We start from the raw sequence: 17,618 nt of genomic DNA, 5'->3' as shown, positions 1-17,618 counted from the left end.
CAAGTTCTAGATAATTGCAGAATGAATGAGGAGTTCAATTACAAATTCTGCTCCTTGTCCTGGTGTAGAATGACAGGAAAGTTTGCCGCCGTGCTTGTCTGTGACAATTTGGTAGCTGATGGCTAAGCCCAATCCTGTTCCTTTACCGACAGGCTTGGTGGTGAAAAATGGGTTAAACAACTTGGAACGTACTGCGTCACTGATACCGAGTCCGTTATCCGTAATACGAATTGTTACAGTGTCATCTTTAGCAGCTGTCAAAATCCAAATTGTGCTGGGTTGAGCTTTAATCTCCTCCAGTGACCGATCGCGATCGCGTTCTTCCAATGCATCAATTGCATTGCTGAGAATGTTCATGAACACCTGATTTAGTTGACCTGCGTAGCACTCTACTAAAGGTAACTTTCCGTACTCTTTAATGACCTGGATTTCGGGATGATCTGGCTTGGCCTTGAGGCGGTTGTTCAAAATCACGAGTGTACTATCGATGCCTTCATGAATATCAACCTCTTTCACCTCTGCCTCATCTAATCGCGAGAAGTTTCGCAATGACAGCACAATTTCACGAATGCGATTCGTTCCTATTCGCATCGACTTGAGTACATTGGTTAAATCCTTGTCTAAAAAGTCAAAATCAATTGCATCAAGTTCCTTTTGAATTTCTATGGGTGGTTCGCTTAAGTACTTTTGATAGAGTTGCACCAAGCGCAATAAATCCTGAGCGTACTCATCAATATGGGTGAGATTACCATGAATAAAGTTGACCGGATTGTTGATTTCATGGGCCACACCTGCCACCATCTGACCGAGGGCTGACATTTTTTCACTATGCACCATATAAGCTTGAGTGCGGTGCAGTTCCTGAATAGTTGCTTGTAGTTCAGCCGTCCGTGCTTCTACCCGCTGTTCCAGTTCTGCGTTAGTCTCCTCCAATTGTTGGTTAGCTGTTCCTAGGGCTGTAAAAGATTCTTGCAACTGCCTAGCCATGTGGTTAAAAGATTTACTGAGCATCTCTAACTCATCAATCCCTTTCACCTCTACCGAGTAGTCTAATTGTCCAGCGGCAATTGCCTGACTTGCGTGACTCAAACGCAAAATGGGTTGGGTAATCCAACGAGAGGTATAAATACCAACAATAGATGCCACTGCTAAAGTCAGCAGGCATAACACGATTGTATTGCGGGTGTTGGCGTTGATTTGCGCCATAAAATCAGATTCGGGGACAGTTACAACCACAAGCCAGTCCAGACCAAAGCGATCGCGCCAGGGAGTGACTTCGACAAATTGGCGATCGCCCTTAAAATCAAACGTTAACTGTTGTTTGTCTTGAATCTTGTGAAAGTCACCCAGGTGTTGCTGTAAATACTTAGCAGTTGCTTGAATTAGGAGGTTAGAACTGTCAGCCGCAGCTAATCGTTTAGTTTTACCATTAACAATTACATAGGGTTTTTGAGAACTGGAATTGGCTACTAATAGCCCGTTGCGTTCAATAATAAAAATACTGCCATTTGGACTGACGTGAATTTGGCGGAGAAAGTCACTGATATTCGACAGCAGTAAATCAACACCAATAACAGCCAGCAACTTATCACTTTGATCGTAAATAGGATAATTGGCGGAAGCAGCGATATAACCAACCGCACCATCCCAGGCATTCACACCACTCCAAATCGGTTTACCTGCTTTTACCGTATTTATATACCAAGGTTGTTCAAAACTGTTGTAATCAAAGTTATTAAGTAGCTTAGTTCGATTTCCTTGAGCATCCGTAGCGTAGGAATAAACCTTAGATACTCCATTAACTGTTAAAGGATACAAATCTATTGTGGTAGATTGACTGCCTGGATAATTGCCAGAACCAGCCCCTTGACCTGTAACCAAAGTGTAGCCGTTGTAGCTCAAATTTTTATAGAGCTGCATCTGTTTCCAAAGGTATTTTCCTGCATGTTCAAAGTCTTGTAAATCGAGTAATCCCGTTTCTACAGCATCCACGTTCATTTGATTAATCTGATGCGGAATTGCCAAGTAGCTATTTAGATGCTGATTTACCAGGCTGTTGCTTTTGTCGATCACCTGACCGGCCAGATCGTTGACTGCCTTCTGTCCATTTTTAAATGATAAATATCCGACTAACCCAACAGAGGCAGAAATTTGAACTACGAAAGGAACAATTAGAATTAGGCGTAAAGGTATTTTTATAAAATCTTTAGAATCAAAATATTTCATGTTTTAATCAGCGTAGTAATGCACAACTGTTAGCTGAAGTTAGTGTTCCCATATTCGTAAGTCAAAATTGCTCTTTATCCTAATTTGATTTTGTGTTTATCTTTTCTCCATAAATAAGTAGTTCGGTGTTAATAAACAAAGCTTTGTGTTATCACTGTTAGTGATTATTACGAATAGGTTTCTAAACCCAACCGTACAATAGCTAGTGGATAAAAACTATTTATATAGTTAGATTTCTTTACACCAAATTATGATTTGGCAAAACACCAAGTATCAAGCAAATAGCATTATTACAAAGCTTGCTTTAGCTATCATCTATGCATTTGGTACAATAGTACTATTATTGTTTTGGCTGATCTAACACACGAAACTGCTAAATTTGCAATTAGGTAAAAATAAATCAGTAAGCTGTTAGCTTGATTTCCTCAATCCAAAACCTAAAATTGCTATAATTTTGACTCAATCTCAGCAAGTGCCAAAGAACCTGCAAGAAACTCATCTAAATCGCGCTCGTGCTAGTCTCAGACAAGCGCTGTCTTGGTATGGCAATATCCGCAAACCCGGACAAGTATCATCAAACTCACAATTAGCGGGTTTGGTCAAGCCAGAATTGGAGGCTTTGACTGCCACTCTTAACAAACTAGACTATAACGTGATTAAAATTGCCGCCTTTGGTTTGGTTAGTCGTGGTAAGTCGGCGGTGTTGAATGCTTTGCTAGGACAAAAGATTTTGCAAACTGGCCCCCTTCATGGTGTAACTCAGTATCCTCGTTCCGTACGCTGGAATGTTGGCGACAAGGTGCAGGTGGAGTTAATTGATACGCCAGGATTAGATGAAATTGCTGGAGAAGTGCGATCGCAGATGGCGCGAGAAGTAGCGCGTCAAGCAGATTTAATTTTGTTTGTAGTCGCTGGTGATATTACTCGTACTGAATACCAAGCTTTGTGCGAATTACGGCAGGCACAAAAGCCGCTGATTCTCGTGTTTAACAAAATAGATTTGTATCCAGATACAGACCGAGAAAAGATTTATAAAAATTTGCAACAGTTAGGTGCAGGAAATACTCAAGGTAAACCCTTACAGCCTGATGAAATTGTCACGATCGCGGCGGAACCCGCACCTATGGAAGTGCGTGTGGAATGGCCTGATGGAAATGTGACTTACGAATGGGAGACTCCACCGCCACAAGTAGACGAACTCAAACAAACTATTCTCAAAATTCTCAACCGTGAAGGGCGATCGCTTTTGGCTTTAAATGCACTCATTCAAGCAAGAGAAGCAGAAGAGGCGATCGCTTCCAAAACCATCAATGTACGCCAACAAGAAGCCGAAGATTTGATTTGGCAATTTACTAGATATAAAGCTGTGGCTGTGGCACTCAATCCCATCGCCTTTTTAGATATCATCGGCGGAACTGTAGCGGACTTGGCGTTAATTCGTTCTCTGGCGCGGTTGTATGGTTTGCCGATGACTGGTTACGAAGCTACAAAGCTTTTGAAAACGATTTTACTGAGTTCTGGTGGCTTGCTACTGGGAGAAATAGGTAGCAGTTTACTGTTAGGGTTAAGTAAAAGTACGGCTGCTGTTGCTGCGGGTGACAATCCCAGCCATATTACTGCTTATGCAGGCAGTGCGATCGCCCAAGCAGGTATCGCTGGCTATGGAGCCTTTGCTGTCGGCAAAGCTGCCCAAGTATACCTCGAAAAAGGCTGCTCTTGGGGACAATTAGGCGCTAGTACTGTCATTGCAGAAATTCTTGCTGAAGTGGAACCAAATACGATTTTGTATCGTTTACGCCAAGAGTTAGGACGAAACTTGGGTATAGTGGATGAATGACTTATCCCAGTTCTCTTTAACGCTTATACTGTCTAAAAATCGAAGTTAAGCGCTGATGTTGTCTTAACCACTCTTTACAAACTTCTTCAGCAAGTTGTTTCTCTTTGTCGCTTAAAAGCTCATCTGGTTTTTCAGAAGCTAAAATCTTCGCGACTTTAGCCGCTCTTTGGTAATCTACGCCATACTTGACTAGCTCTGTATGAAAAAATTCCTCTTTCTCTTTAGAAAACATTTTTAAATCAGTAACTAGGTGTGTGTTAACTTTTTTATATAATTTCTAAAATTTATGAATCAATCACTTCTTTCTTTGGATAGATTCAGTAATTAATTTAATCTTTCCTTAGTATTTTTTGCTATATTTTCAGAAATTTTGGCATCATATGACAGCAATTATTGCTTAAGCCCAAGCATAGATGTTACTCATTATTACTTCTCTTTAAATATTAAATTTTGCTTATATTTTTCAATTCACAAAAATAACGTCCTATCCCCATCTAGTTAAAGTATTCAAACTTGAATCATGCAAATCTATCGCAGGATATATGCAACTATTTGATTAATTTGAATAAATAATCGAAATTATTTACCTGACTTATGTCATGTAAATTTCTCACAAATTAATTTAGCCCTCTCCTAAGAAACCGTATTTGCTTCGGACTGAGGAATGAGTTCAAAACCTAAAGCTAGAGCCTTTTTTTGTAGGTTATTGATAACTCGCTCTTGGTAACGTTGTTCATAATAATCCATGCGAATATCTTGATAGTTACCTCCAGTTGTCCAAAGTCGGTAAAAAATTCGTGCCAGCTTATGAGCAGTGGCAGTGATAGCTTTGGGCGTGCCAAGTCGAGAACGTAAGCGACGATAGAAAGCACCACTAGCAGAATTGCTCTTGCCAGCTGTTTGTGCTGCCATTCGGAAAGCATTGGTAGCAGGGTTAACTACCAAGCGGGTTTGAGAACTTTTAAGTTTGCCACCAGTGATACGATTACAAGGGCAAGGACCAAGCCAAGAAGTAAAGTGTTTAACAGTTGGGAATCGGCGCTTGATCTAAACCAACCTCAGAAATAATGGTTTGTACTGTTAGGATACCAAGACCATCAATAGCAGTGAAGTCCACACCACTAATTCGGTAAAGATGGGTACGTAAATCAAAAGCTCTTTCTTTGCCTTGGGGTTTATGGCGGATGTGCTTTGGTTGGGGAAGCGGAAATTCATCCAAATTGACTTTGTCGCTAAATTGAGATAAGCACTCCTGTATTTGGCGGTCGCAGGCTGCTATCTGAGTTTGATAAACATCGTAAAGTTGTAGTTCTTGTTGGAGTACAAAGACATGCTCACTGCGATAATCACCATTCAGTGCGGCGGCAATTTCAGCTTCTGAGCGTTTAGCGCGGTGATGCTTTTTAGCTGCCAAAATTTGTGGATCTCTTTCTCCTTCAACAATAGCTCGAATAATTGCCATACCAGTGGTACCAGTGATATCGCTAACAACTTTATGCAGTTGCACGTTCATCTGGGTTAAAGCATGAGTGCATCCGTTGAATGTGAACACAAGCACTTTTGATGAGACTATCTCGGTGGCGGATATAACTCCGTAATACACAAATTTGGTCTTCTGGGCGAAAAGAACCAGACAACAATCCGTAACTATGTAATTGTTGCAACCATTGACAGTCTAAAATATCAGTTTTACGTCCAGGCAATGTTTTAACGTGATGGGCGTTGACAAGCGCGACGTAATAGCCCCTTGTCTCCAAGATTTGAAACAACGCAATCCAATATACTCCCGTTGATTCCATTGCTACAGTTTTAACTCCACAAAGAGGCAACCAATCGGCTAGAGCATACAGGTCAGCAGTGTAACAGCCAAAACGTCTGACACTCTCGGAGGCTCTATCTTTTGGAACACTCACCCAGTGAAATTCTGAACCGATATCAATACCCGCTGCATTTGGGTTGATTGGTCTTAAGTCAGAAGTTTCATTCGCACTTGGTTGATGGGAACGGGATTTGGACTTTGGTGTTTTCATCATCAAAGGCTTCCTCACGAATGCGGAGTCATACTGGCAATTGGAGGTGTGCCCTGACCTGGGTTGACGGATGAATACAGTCTCCGCGCACGGGATAATGGCAACAACCATTTCACCAATGTCATAACCGTCTCAACCCAGCAACCTTGCCTTCTGTACGGGCGACGAAGCACCATTGGGGGATCGGTCTTAACTGTCAGGACACAATAAAAGTGTAATTTTTTTCGGTGCATCTTATTTTGTTTCTTCCATCCATAACGGAAGCGATAGCGTTCGTAAACAGCTTCTGTGAAACTCATCCAGAAGCAAGTGAGTGTCGTATTTACGATGTTTAAATTTCTCTAAAGTCAGCTGCTGCTGATTTCGTCATTTGCTGAATAGCCTCTAAATCTGGCGGTGCTATCTCATTATCCATTCCCAGCCACAAAAGATACTCAATATTCCCGGCTGGGCCAGTAACAGGCGACCAAGTTAAATCTTTGTACTTCCATCCTAACTCTAGAGCAGCTTGCAACACCTGAATAATTGCCTCAGCATGGTCTTTTGGATCGCGTACAACTCCTTTTTTACCCACACGATTTTTCCCCACTTCAAACTGAGGTTTCACCAGCAACACCGCCTCACGAGGAGGTTGAGTTAACCGCCACAAAGCAGGCAAAATTTTAGTTAACGAAATAAACGAAACATCCACCACTGCTAAGTCAGCGTAACCCTCCCCTTGTGAAGACAAGGGGGATGTACCATAGAGTTCATCTGGTGTAAGATACCGTAAATTCGTGCGTTCCTTCAAAATCACCCTTGGGTCGTTACGTAACTTCCAGTCAACTTGTCCGTAACCAACATCTACGCCATAAACTAGCTTTGCCCCAGCTTGCAGGAGACAATCAGTAAAACCGCCTGTAGAAATACCACCATCTAAGCAAATCCGCCCTTCTGGAGCAATAGCAAACTCTTGTAGCGCCTTAGCAAGTTTCTCTCCACCGCGCGAAACAAAACGCGATCGCTCCTTAACTTTAATCTCAGCTGCAACCTCAACCTCCATCCCTGGCTTGTCAATAAGCTTACCATCAACAGTCACTTCACCCGCTTGAATCAGCCGCTGCGCCTGCTGTCTTGAAGAACACAAATTCTTTTCTACCAATAAAACATCCAATCTTTGCTTAGCCAATCTTCTCTTTGTGCCCTTTGCGTCTTTTGCGGTTCATCAAAAAAACTAACCTCCCAGGCTTGAACTTCGCTAACACAACATCCCATCAGAGTGCGCTGACAAAGCTCCAACCTCAGGAGGCTTGATCTATCTTAAACCAACTAGAGCAGGCAGTATGCCTGCCTTTGTTGAATTACTAAATATCCTTCTCGCTCAATTCACTAGTCATATAGTCAAACGGCTCATCCAAAAAGCTAGTATTAGTAACACCAGCCGCTGCTACTTGCTCTTTCACAAGGTCTTTCATAATTTGGATACCGCGAACTGTGGGACCAATAGGAACCCCCAGAGAATTATAGGTTTCCCGCAGACCTTGCAAAACCCGCTCATCTAGCACATCCATGCTACCAGCAACGATGGCATAGGTAGCATAACGCAGGTAGTAGTCCATATCGCGCAAACAAGCCGCATAGCGACGAGTCGTGTAGGCATTGCCACCAGGGCGAATCAACTCTGGCTGTTCTTCAAATAATTTAGAGCCAGCCTGCTTGACGATTGCCGCTGCATTTGCATTAATAGCACCTGCGGCTTGCACCCGTGCCGTTCCACTTTCAAAATAGGACTTGAGGCTGTCGATCGCATTGCGGTCAAAATACCGTCCAGCAACGTCATAATTCTTAATTAAGCTTGTGACTGCATCCCGCATTCCTTTATCTCCCAATCGTTACTATCTATGGTTTGATATTAATTTGACTGCTGCTACTTTTTGTGCCACTGAAATATAAAGAAGCTCCGGCACAAAAGCAATCTATGCGCTACTTAAGGATTCTATGCCAAAGTTGCCCCCAACAGATGAACTTTCAAGTTTTGTACACATGTTTAGGAAAGGTGAACATAACCTGTAATCTTGACATTCTGTAACAAAAACTACAAAATCTGCCTGTTTTATCTCTTTAGGATATTCCAGGTGTCTTTAAGATTTAGGTTCAAACTAGTAGGGTCAGCGTGCATTAACATTGTGGTTTACTGTACTTAAGATGTCGGCAGAGAAGGAGTAACCATGACAACCCCACAAGACGTCCTGAAGATGATTCGGGACAACAATATTCAGATGATCGATCTGAAATTCATCGATATGCCAGGAATTTGGCAGCACCTGACAGTATTTCACGATCAAATCGATGAAAGCAGTTTCACAGACGGCGTACCTTTCGATGGTTCCAGTATTCGGGGTTGGAAAGCCATCAACGAATCAGACATGGCAATGGTACTCGATCCAAACACTGCCTGGATCGACCCTTTCATGCAGGAACCAACTCTTAGCATCATCTGTAGCATCAAAGAACCGCGTACGGGTGAATGGTACAGCCGTTGTCCTCGCGTAATTGCTCAAAAAGCGGTAGACAATCTAGTTTCTTCTGGAATTGGCGATACAGCCTTTTTTGGCCCCGAAGCTGAATTCTTCATCTTTGACGATGTTCGCTTTGATCAAAACTCCTACGAAGGCTACTACCACGTAGACTCTGTAGAAGGTCGTTGGAATTCCGGTAAACAAGAAGGCCCCAACCTAGGTTACAAACCGCGCTACAAAGAGGGTTACTTCCCTGTTTCACCCACAGATACCCTGCAAGACATGCGGACAGAAATGCTGTTGACAATGGCAAAATGCGGAGTTCCAATTGAAAAGCACCACCACGAAGTTGCAACTGGTGGTCAGTGCGAATTGGGCTTCCGTTTTGGTAAGTTAATCGAAGCAGCGGACTGGCTGATGACTTACAAGTACATCATCAAGAACGTCGCTAAGAAATACGGCAAATCTGTCACCTTCATGCCCAAGCCTGTCTTCCAGGATAATGGTTCGGGGATGCACACCCACCAATCTATCTGGAAGGACGGTCAACCCCTGTTTGCAGGCGACAAATACGCTGGGTTGAGTGAAATAGCATTGTACTACATTGGTGGTATCCTCAGGCACGCACCCGCACTTTTGGCAATTACCAACCCTACCACCAACTCTTACAAGCGTCTTGTACCTGGTTATGAAGCACCTGTGAACTTGGCTTACTCCCAAGGTAATCGTTCTGCTTCTATTCGTATTCCTCTGTCTGGTACTAACCCCAAAGCCAAGCGTTTAGAGTTTCGTTGTCCTGATGCTACTTCTAACCCCTACCTAGCATTTGCTGCGATGCTGTGTGCTGGTTTGAATGGCATTAAGAACAAAATTCATCCTGGTGAACCTCTAGATAAAAACATCTATGAACTCTCTCCAGAAGAACTGGCTAAGGTTCCTTCCACTCCCGGTTCTTTGGAATTGGCATTGGAAGCACTAGAAAAGGATCACGCTTTCTTAACTGAACCAGGCGTGTTTACTGAAGACTTCATTGAAACTTGGATTTCTTACAAGCTGGATAACGAAGTCAACCCCATGCGCTTGCGTCCTCATCCCTACGAATTTTCTCTCTACTACGATTGCTAATTTTAAGAAATTGGTTAGTAGTTAGTAGTTAGTAGATAGTAGTTCGTTGTCAACAACTAACAAATAGCTATTTGAGAGCATAAATTTAGCCACCCAAGCTGGGTGGCTTTTTTTGCTGGTTGTTTGTTGGTAGTTGTTTGTAACTACCACCTAGCAACTACCAACTACCAACCACCAACTATTTAGCTCATCGCAGCATTGCTGCGGTCATAAGTCATTCGAGCGTTGGGGTCTATTTTCCCTTGAGTTGGATTCCAGTAGTGAGACATTTCTCCAGGAAGACCTAGTTCTTCTCCCGCACGTTCCAGCATCGATTGCTGACGATTCTTGATTAGCTGATAATGACGCATCATTAAGGCACGAGCTTTGTCTTGGGTAGACATACCAGAGTCCTCCCTCTTGTTTTATTTAATTGATTTGTTTATTCCTCTTTAAACTTATCACACTAAATTCTGTATCAGAAGTTACGGAATGATACATTTTTATAAAACTTAATATTTCCAGTCAGGCATAATTCAGATGAAAAGGAATGGCAGGTATTGTTTTACTGCAATCCTCTATTTGCTTAAGTCTAAATACGGATAGATAAACCATTCTTAAGGCTAATGTATGTATGGTTAAAATTATTAAAATTAGATAAATAAAAGTAAACTACACCCAAGCCATTTCATGTCTGACACTTTAACAAAGCTGACTTATCAAACTTTTCAGCAGGGCAAAAACTACTTTGGTTTGGCTCATAAAATGTTAAGTACGCGCTTGATGAACATCATCTCTCCCGCGCAGCGGCAAGCCAAACCTATTCCGAGCGAAATTTTAGTTAAAGTTCAAGAGAGACTGAATGAACTACTAGAAGTTGATTGGCAAGATGCAGAGCGGGGTTTATATCCCAAGAGCTTGCTGTTTGATAATCCCTGGGAAGACTTTTTCCGCTACTACCCTGTAGTATGGCTAGATTTACCTCTAATCTGGGAACGAGCTAAACAAAAAAGATATCAAGAATTTTCCCCAAATGTGGATACCGCTGGTTATCCCAGTTACTACATCCAGAACTTCCATCATCAGACAGATGGTTACTTAAGCGACCTTTCGGCAAATTTATATGATTTGCAGGTGGAAATTCTGTTTGGCGGCTCAGCAGACGCTATGCGGCGGCGCATTCTTGCTCCACTGAAGCAAGAACTGAATAGTTTTGCTGATGTACCATCTCGGCAAATACGTGTTTTAGATGTAGCTTGTGGTACAGGTCGGACTTTAAAGATGATTCGGGCGACTCTGCCCCAAGCATCGCTGTTTGGTATAGATTTGTCACCTGCTTATTTACGCAAAGCGAATGAATTGTTAAGCCAAATTCCAGGGGAATTACCGCAACTATTACAGGCGAATGCCGAAGAGTTGCCCTACCTGAATAATTATTTCCATGCCGTAACTTCGGTTTTCCTTTTCCATGAGTTACCAGCAGCAGCGCGTCAGCGGGTAATAGAGGAATGCTACCGGATCGTAAAACCAGGGGGAGTATTTATTATCTGTGATTCTATCCAGATGAGTGATTCTCCGGAAATGGAACCGCTAATGGAAAACTTCCATGAAACTTTCCATGAACCCTACTATAAGCATTACGTCACGGATAACTTGGTAGAGCGTTTAGAAAAAGCAGGGTTTGAGAATATTGAAACGCAAGTCCACTTTATGAGCAAGTATTTAATTGCTCACAAACCAATTAGATAATGAGAACAAGGACAAGGGAAGGAGGACAATGAAAACTTTGAGAGATGGGGTGATGGGGGATTTCTTAATACAGTCTCCCCACCTCCCACTCTCCCCCTCTCCCTTGTCTTCCTGGTCTACCGTACTAAGTATCGATGAACGCTGAATCGATGCTCTAAGATGGGCTAGTAGTTGCGTAAAAATTTATTGTCAGAGGCTCTGTAAAAAAAATACGAAATCGAGCATTTGTCAGCAACCCTAATAAAATTCTTGATTTCCCCATGCAGGATACCAGTTGCTCAACACATGAAAAAGCCTATATATGAGAGTAAGGGAGTTGCTTTCAGGCTCTTTCCCCAAAAGAAATCACGCATAAAACCTAAATGGGATGTGCCTGCGCTAACTGGTAGATGAAGTGACACCCTTTATTAATTAAGTTAAAGCTTGCGATGGGAACTTTTTGCTGATTTGAGGAGTAATGGTGCTTGCGATACAGATGCTAGCTGAGTTTGCCTTCTGTTCGCAAGGGTTGACGACCCTTTATCTACACAAAGATGACTGATGAAACACAGAGCTATTGCCTGACTTTGTTGTGTCTCAACTGTTATATACTTACTGGAGAAGGTGTGTAACAGATGTTAAACCAAACATCCTGTTTGACCGTACTCTGATTCTTTTGCTACCTACAAAAACTAGTAACCCAACAAGTTGCATTAAGTATGCAGTTGTTAAACAACACGTGCATCGCTGAGCTGTTGTTTTAGCTCTCTGCGCTCACCACCCCTAGCAGGACGGTTTTTGGGAGTATTGCCTTTTGACGAAGATAGCAAAAGTTCTCTACCCCGTCCACTGCCCCGATAAGGAGACTTGGGAGGTTTAGATTTTGCCGAGATCAATTGTTGGGAACCAGAGGTGGATTGCAACATATCGAACAAGGAATTTGTAACTGTTTGGCTGTTTATAGCCATACAACTCAGTAACAGACCGGTAATCAAAAGTGAAATAACAGCACGCATATCGGATGTCTATTTTAGAACTCTCTACTTCACTGATACTGAGTTGCGTTTAGTGCATCCGGACAGTTTGGTAAAAAAAGTATTGTTTTTAACTGAAAAAAATACTTTGTTCAGATATCGATATTTTCCACTAGTAACCAATTACCTGCATAATTGAGTCGCCCCCAGATTTTGAGCAGTTGCTGATGGGGACAAGTTTGTAGCCGATCATCTACGTGCGATCGCAAAGTCACAAGCTGCCAAGTTTGTCCTTTGTATGGTGCTGGCGAGATGGTAGTGAATCGGTAATCTTGCTGAGTTAGACGATGAAAATTACCCGTAAAAAAGTTAAAATTTTGTGATGGTACGGTCTTGCTATTGCCGTAATAGTACTGAGAATACTGTGAATCAGAACAATCGCCACTACCTGGATAGGCTTCTGGATTATTTAAGTAGTAGAGTTGCCAGTGTAACCAATCAGCATGTGTGGATGGTAAGTTAAATAACGGCACTACTGCCGCACGCGAGAATTGATCTTGTAGTAAAGCTTCTTGCAGCACTCTTATCGGTAAATCCCTTGGTTGGCAATTTAACTGTACGCAAATAGCAGCAGCCATTCCCGCAGCTTGACCAATACCCATGACTACAGGTTGCAATCTGGTTGATCCGTTAGCAATATGAGACACAGAAATATTCTTCTCACACACCAATAAACCGTCTGTGTCCACCGGAATTAAGCAACGGTAGGGAATGGTGAAGGGAGTTCCCGTCCAACGACCTCCCCAGCGAATGGATTTCGGTTGCAACTGAAACTTGATACCAGGATAATGATGGTCGTTGGCGTAGTTACCAATCGCGATCGCATCTATATTTAACGCTGCAACCCTACCCCCTGCCATTGGCAAAATATCTTGCTCTCTAACAGTAGTTAATCCTACTAGGCGACGACTTTCCCGGTAGTAGGGGTGTAAAGCATAAGCACCACCGCCGGGGGAGAGGGGGAGATGGGGGGATGGGGGGATGGGGAGATGGGGAGATGGGGAGTAGGGGAAGACTTGATTTGCCAAACCGTAGCGACGACCGAGTTGAGTTTGGATAAAACGGGCGAAATTTTGGCTATGCCAAAGGCATTCTGTTTTAAACTCACGCTGCGCTGTCTCTGACTCAATTAATCGCGCTACACCTTCACCATAGTCATTGCCGCAAATGGGCCAATTCATCATAAACAGACTACCGGGCAAGCGACCGTAATTTAAAAACGCCTCTGCGCCATAGTCATCCCAAGCACCAACAAACAGCGCTGAGTCGTAATTAGGTGCAGCCGGAATTTCTGGGGCAACGGCTTCACCGTAATCTTGCATCACCACTACCCAAGTGGGAGCTTGCACCGGATATTTTGTTGTGAGTGAATTAAAGTTGGCTGGGGCGCTGGGTTCTCCCCACTCCGACTGCAACTCCCAACCCCAGCGGTAAGGTATTTCAGCCAAAGCCAATAAATCTCCCAACTCCGTAGCATCAAGAATCACCTTGGCTTTGACAGTGAAATCTGCAAACCGGACAGCAGTTACACAATTTCCTTCTTTGAAAACTTCTAACGGCACATATCCGGAAATCCAAAGTAGATTTGGTAATTGCCGCACCCAATCTGCAAAAATCTCTGCCCCAACGCGCGGATCGTAACTAAAAAAGCTTACCCAGCTATTGTCTAATCCTCCTGGTTGTCGCAGCTGCAACTCCCGTAAAAATGCACCCCATAATCCCGTTTGAAAGGCTTCTAGTTCATTGCCATCCGGTGCAGACACGCCAGCGGAACTCAGCATTCCCCCCAGCCAAGAAAATTCGCTGACGAGGATCGTTTTTGCCCCTCTTCGCGCTGCTTGGATAGCAGCAGCGGTTCCCCCTGTGCCACCACCGACTACTAAGACATCAGCTGTGTACGTCTGATTCACCATCTGTTAACCTCGCTGGATTTCCGATATATTCTCACCAGCTGGCTTGGTATCAGACAAGATAATCTTGCTATTTTTCGGATATTTCGTTTATCTGAACTCTATTATGCTTGATATAACGAAGCATAAGATGTGATGAGATGTTAGGCTACTTTGATGCATAAGTACTCAGCAACAGTGGGTGTAAGATACTGCACGTCAGAGATGTTAAACCCAGCTTGCCTCAGCATACCTTCAATGATCCATGAGAAGGTACTGTATTCCTCACGCACGTGTCCTTCATAGTCTTTAGCTGTCCAGCCCTCACCTTCACGTTTTGCTATTTGCTCAATAGTTTCATCGATCGCAGTTTCGTACTCAGCAGGTGGAAATGAGAATATTGCATCACGGAGGTAAAAGACACCATTAGGTTTGAGCATCGAAGCCATTCGTAGAAATGCTACCATTTTCCAGAAATCTGGCAAGATGTGAAGTGAGGCTTTTGTCACTAAAAAATTAGCTAAATCACCTTCGTGTTTGTAGGATAAGAAGCCTGCTTGATGAAATTTAATGTTGATAGCACCAGATTTTTGAGCTTTGTGTTGGGCATAAGTCAACATAGCCTGCGAAATATCAACAGCATTTACTGAAGCACCAGCCAATGAAGCTTGAATTGCAAAAGTACCTGTACCTGCACCCAATTCAATAACACTATGTCCTGAACAAATACCTAATTGAGAGACTAAGTCCTGTTCTTTCTGTGGTGTACTCGATAATTGGTTGCGATCAAATATCTCAACCACAGTCGCATCATTGAAGTCGATGCCAGCCATTCTGGATTCATCAAAATACCATGCAGGTAAGGAAGCCATACGATAACTCTGATGGGTTTTCAATTCACTCTAACTATAGGATTGCCCACGAACAAACCCACTTGAAGATTGCTCACTCCACAGATAATCTTGCAGTAACTTGAACTGAACGCCAGAGGGAAAATTATAATTTTTTCGGATATTTCGTTTATGTAATATGAGATATTATAGAGCAATATACTAGAGTAATTATCAGCCACCATGAAGACCATCATGTCTGGGCAAAACTTGCCTGTAGAGTCAGTGATGGCTCAAGAACAAGAAGCGTCATCTATTAGGCAAATCGAACGTATACTCAAACTCGAAGGTTCCCAGCCGAAACTTGTAGGAGCAAACGGAGAAGAAATTACTATTCCTGATTCGGTTTATCAGGTGTTGCGTCAAGTTGTCCATGCAATGGCATTGGGACAGGCTATATCTATAGTCCCTCAAGAGCGGGAACTGACAACTCAACAAGCGGCTGATTTTCTCAACGTTTCACGCCCCTATCTAATTAAGTTATTAGAACAGGGTGAAATTCCTTACATAAAGGTCGGCGCACATCGGCGTGTTCGTTTTGAGGATTTGAAGAAATACAAAGAACAGCGAGATCAAAAACGTAGCCAAATTTTACAGCAACTAATCGAAATGAGTGAAGAAGCAGGTTTGTACGAGGACGAGTGATGACATAAATTTACTATGCTCAATGTTCTCTTAGATGCCTGCGTGTTGTTTCCTGCGTATTTACGTGATACTTTATTGTCCACTGCTGAAGCTGGTTTGTACATACCCTACTGGTCACAAAAAATCTTAGATGAAGCATTAGGTAATCTTGTTCTAAAAGGGAAAATCTCTGCTGGGAAAGCGATAAACCTTGAAGAGGTCATGAAAGCAGCTTTTCCTGAAGCTATGGTTCAAGTACCAGCAGAAATAGAAGAATTCATGACTAATGAACCCAAAGATCGTCATGTTCTTGCTGCTGCGGTAGTAGCTAGGGCTGATGTGATTGTTACCAACAATATTATAGATTTCGATGCTCAAGCTTTGACTCCTTGGAATATCCAAGCACAGTCAGCAGATGATTTTCTTAGCGATCTATTCAATGACTACCCAGAAGAAATAGTTCAAGTAGTGCAAAAACAGTCTCAAAAGTATAGAAAATACCCCCTGAGTGTTACCGAATTACTTAGTTTGCTAAGTAAGCAAGATGGAGTGAATTTAGTAAATTTCGTCAGTAAAATCAGATCTGTTGGCTTTGATGATGCAGTTTAAATTCTCCGCAGAGCATTAATACAAACAAAAATCTCAAAATTCATAGCCCAAAGAACGCCCCTAGTGTTAAATCTAATATCGTCGAGCGGTGAGAAATCAACGTGAAAGCACAAATATTTAGAGGCGTTAATCAACTTTCTTACGAAGATATACCCGTACCTACGCTGGAACCGGATGAAGTGCTGGTACAGGTGCGAGTAGTGGGTTTGTGTCAGTCGGATATCAAAAAAATTCGCTATCCGCTGTATGAACCGCCACGCATTTTTGGACATGAAACTGCGGGAACCATTGCAGCAGTTGGCGCAGAGGTAAAAAATTGGCAAGTCGGACAACGAGTAGCAGTGATGCACCACATCCCCTGTATGCGTTGTGACTACTGCCTCAATGACAATTTCTCGATGTGCGATACCTATAAAAATATCTGCACGACAGCCGGGTTTGCGCCTAGTGGTGGTGGTTTTGCTGAGTATGTTAAAGTTCCCGGTCATATTGTCCGCAATGGTGGGATAATTCCGATCCCCGATAATATTAGTTTTGAAGAAGCAAGTTTTGTCGAACCAACTAACTGCTGCCTCAAGGCGGTGAAAAAAGCTCAAATTGCTCCTGGGCAAACAGTTTTAATTACTGGTGCAGGGCCAATTGGCTTAATGTTTGTGATGTTGGTGAAGTATTTTGGGGCAAAGGCGATCGCTACCGACTTAATTCCCTCGCGAATAGAAAAAGCTTTACATGTGGGTGCAGAAGCGGCTTTTGATGCCCGTGATGCAGATTTACCAGCTAAAATTAAAGCACTCACCAATGGTTTAGGCGTGGATGTCACCCTGCTTGCTGTCCCCAGTGAAAAAGCTTTCTTCCAAGCCCTCGACTGTACCCGCAAAGGCGGTAAAATTCTATTTTTCGCCGAGTTTCCTGATGAAGTAGAAATTCCCGTCAATCCGAATATTCTCTATCGCCGAGAAATCGATTTGATGGGCAGTTACAGTTCATCCTACCGCCTGCAAAATCTGTCGGCTGATATTGTTTTTAATCGCCGCATCGACGTGCAGGCATTGATTAGCGATCGCTACCCATTACAAGATTTATCAGCAGCTGTAGATCGGGCGATCGCACCCACACCGGAAACTTACAAGATTTTGATTTATCCATAAA

15 protein-coding genes and 1 pseudogene are annotated in these 17,618 nt (G+C 42.8%); 7 read left to right on the top strand and 9 right to left on the bottom strand.

What is annotated here, in order from left to right:
* Window positions 1-6 precede the first annotated feature (6 nt).
* The gene (locus tag FIS9605_RS0109560; RefSeq protein ID WP_026732397.1) at window positions 7-2,226 is read right to left on the bottom strand and encodes a sensor histidine kinase; all 2,220 of its coding nucleotides are present in this window, start codon (window positions 2,224-2,226) and stop codon (window positions 7-9) included.
* Window positions 2,227-2,680: 454 nt separating this feature from the next.
* On the opposite strand from FIS9605_RS0109560, the gene FIS9605_RS0109555 reads away from it, so the two are divergent.
* Window positions 2,681-4,063, top strand: coding sequence for a GTP-binding protein (locus FIS9605_RS0109555; RefSeq protein WP_026732396.1), 1,383 nt, complete (start codon window positions 2,681-2,683; stop codon window positions 4,061-4,063).
* 16 nt (window positions 4,064-4,079) lie between these two features.
* Here the strand turns inward: FIS9605_RS0109555 and FIS9605_RS0109550 are convergent, their stop codons facing one another.
* Complete coding sequence (locus tag FIS9605_RS0109550) at window positions 4,080-4,295, bottom strand: hypothetical protein (RefSeq protein ID WP_026732395.1); 216 nt, start codon at window positions 4,293-4,295, stop codon at window positions 4,080-4,082.
* 401 nt (window positions 4,296-4,696) lie between these two features.
* Window positions 4,697-6,093 (bottom strand): annotated as a pseudogene (locus FIS9605_RS36660) (IS110 family transposase).
* A 227-nt stretch (window positions 6,094-6,320) separates the two neighbouring features.
* Here FIS9605_RS36660 and FIS9605_RS46570 point away from each other — a divergent pair.
* Complete coding sequence (locus tag FIS9605_RS46570; protein ID WP_082209747.1) at window positions 6,321-6,428, top strand: CP12 domain-containing protein; 108 nt, start codon at window positions 6,321-6,323, stop codon at window positions 6,426-6,428.
* On the opposite strand, the gene FIS9605_RS0109540 is transcribed toward FIS9605_RS46570, so the two are convergent.
* Together FIS9605_RS0109540 and apcB are read right to left on the bottom strand one after the other, a co-directional pair.
* Window positions 6,425-7,261, bottom strand: a complete 837-nt coding sequence (locus tag FIS9605_RS0109540) for a TlyA family RNA methyltransferase (protein ID WP_026732394.1) — start codon at window positions 7,259-7,261, stop codon at window positions 6,425-6,427. The two genes, FIS9605_RS46570 and FIS9605_RS0109540, sit on opposite strands and share 4 nt — an antisense overlap.
* Window positions 7,262-7,436: 175 nt before the next feature.
* A complete protein-coding gene (gene apcB / locus FIS9605_RS0109535; RefSeq protein WP_026732393.1) occupies window positions 7,437-7,946 on the bottom strand; it encodes an allophycocyanin subunit beta in 510 nt (169 codons plus the stop codon).
* Window positions 7,947-8,300: 354 nt separating this feature from the next.
* Here apcB and glnA point away from each other — a divergent pair, with 354 nt between their 5' ends.
* Window positions 8,301-9,716: a type I glutamate--ammonia ligase gene (gene glnA / locus FIS9605_RS0109530; RefSeq protein ID WP_026732392.1), complete on the top strand. Its 1,416-nt coding sequence runs from the start codon at window positions 8,301-8,303 to the stop codon at window positions 9,714-9,716.
* Between the two features lie 182 nt (window positions 9,717-9,898).
* Here the strand turns inward: glnA and FIS9605_RS0109525 are convergent, their stop codons facing one another.
* Window positions 9,899-10,099, bottom strand: coding sequence for a hypothetical protein (locus FIS9605_RS0109525; protein WP_026732391.1), 201 nt, complete (start codon window positions 10,097-10,099; stop codon window positions 9,899-9,901).
* A gap of 286 nt (window positions 10,100-10,385) precedes the next feature.
* Between FIS9605_RS0109525 and FIS9605_RS0109520 the strand changes: the two genes are divergently transcribed.
* On the top strand, window positions 10,386-11,444 hold the full coding sequence (locus FIS9605_RS0109520; RefSeq protein ID WP_026732390.1) for a class I SAM-dependent methyltransferase: 1,059 nt from the start codon (window positions 10,386-10,388) through the stop codon (window positions 11,442-11,444).
* A gap of 707 nt (window positions 11,445-12,151) precedes the next feature.
* Here FIS9605_RS0109520 and patX read toward each other — a convergent pair.
* From patX to FIS9605_RS0109505, 3 genes are all read right to left on the bottom strand, one after another.
* Window positions 12,152-12,439, bottom strand: a complete 288-nt coding sequence (gene patX / locus FIS9605_RS0109515; protein WP_026732389.1) for a heterocyst-inhibiting protein PatX — start codon at window positions 12,437-12,439, stop codon at window positions 12,152-12,154.
* A gap of 110 nt (window positions 12,440-12,549) precedes the next feature.
* Window positions 12,550-14,370, bottom strand: a complete 1,821-nt coding sequence (locus FIS9605_RS0109510; RefSeq protein WP_026732388.1) for an FAD-dependent oxidoreductase — start codon at window positions 14,368-14,370, stop codon at window positions 12,550-12,552.
* A gap of 140 nt (window positions 14,371-14,510) precedes the next feature.
* Window positions 14,511-15,218: a class I SAM-dependent methyltransferase gene (locus FIS9605_RS0109505; protein ID WP_026732387.1), complete on the bottom strand. Its 708-nt coding sequence runs from the start codon at window positions 15,216-15,218 to the stop codon at window positions 14,511-14,513.
* A 201-nt stretch (window positions 15,219-15,419) separates the two neighbouring features.
* Here FIS9605_RS0109505 and FIS9605_RS0109500 point away from each other — a divergent pair, with 201 nt between their 5' ends.
* The 3 genes from FIS9605_RS0109500 to FIS9605_RS0109490 all read left to right on the top strand — a co-directional run bounded on the left by FIS9605_RS0109500 (window position 15,420) and on the right by FIS9605_RS0109490 (window position 17,617).
* A complete protein-coding gene (locus tag FIS9605_RS0109500; RefSeq protein ID WP_231510277.1) occupies window positions 15,420-15,881 on the top strand; it encodes a helix-turn-helix domain-containing protein in 462 nt (153 codons plus the stop codon).
* 15 nt (window positions 15,882-15,896) lie between these two features.
* Entirely contained in the window at window positions 15,897-16,469 is a 573-nt protein-coding gene (locus FIS9605_RS0109495) for a PIN domain-containing protein (RefSeq protein ID WP_026732385.1), read from the top strand.
* A gap of 101 nt (window positions 16,470-16,570) precedes the next feature.
* Window positions 16,571-17,617 (top strand): zinc-dependent dehydrogenase, encoded by a 1,047-nt coding sequence (locus FIS9605_RS0109490; protein WP_026732384.1) that lies wholly within the window; start codon window positions 16,571-16,573, stop codon window positions 17,615-17,617.
* The last annotated feature ends 1 nt before the right edge of the window (window position 17,618 follow it).

The organism is Fischerella sp. PCC 9605 (assembly GCF_000517105.1).
In the GTDB taxonomy this organism is placed as follows: domain Bacteria; phylum Cyanobacteriota; class Cyanobacteriia; order Cyanobacteriales; family Nostocaceae; genus PCC9605.
The sequence above is the reverse complement of the archived record's forward strand: the minus strand, read 5'-3'. Positions and strand labels throughout refer to the sequence as shown.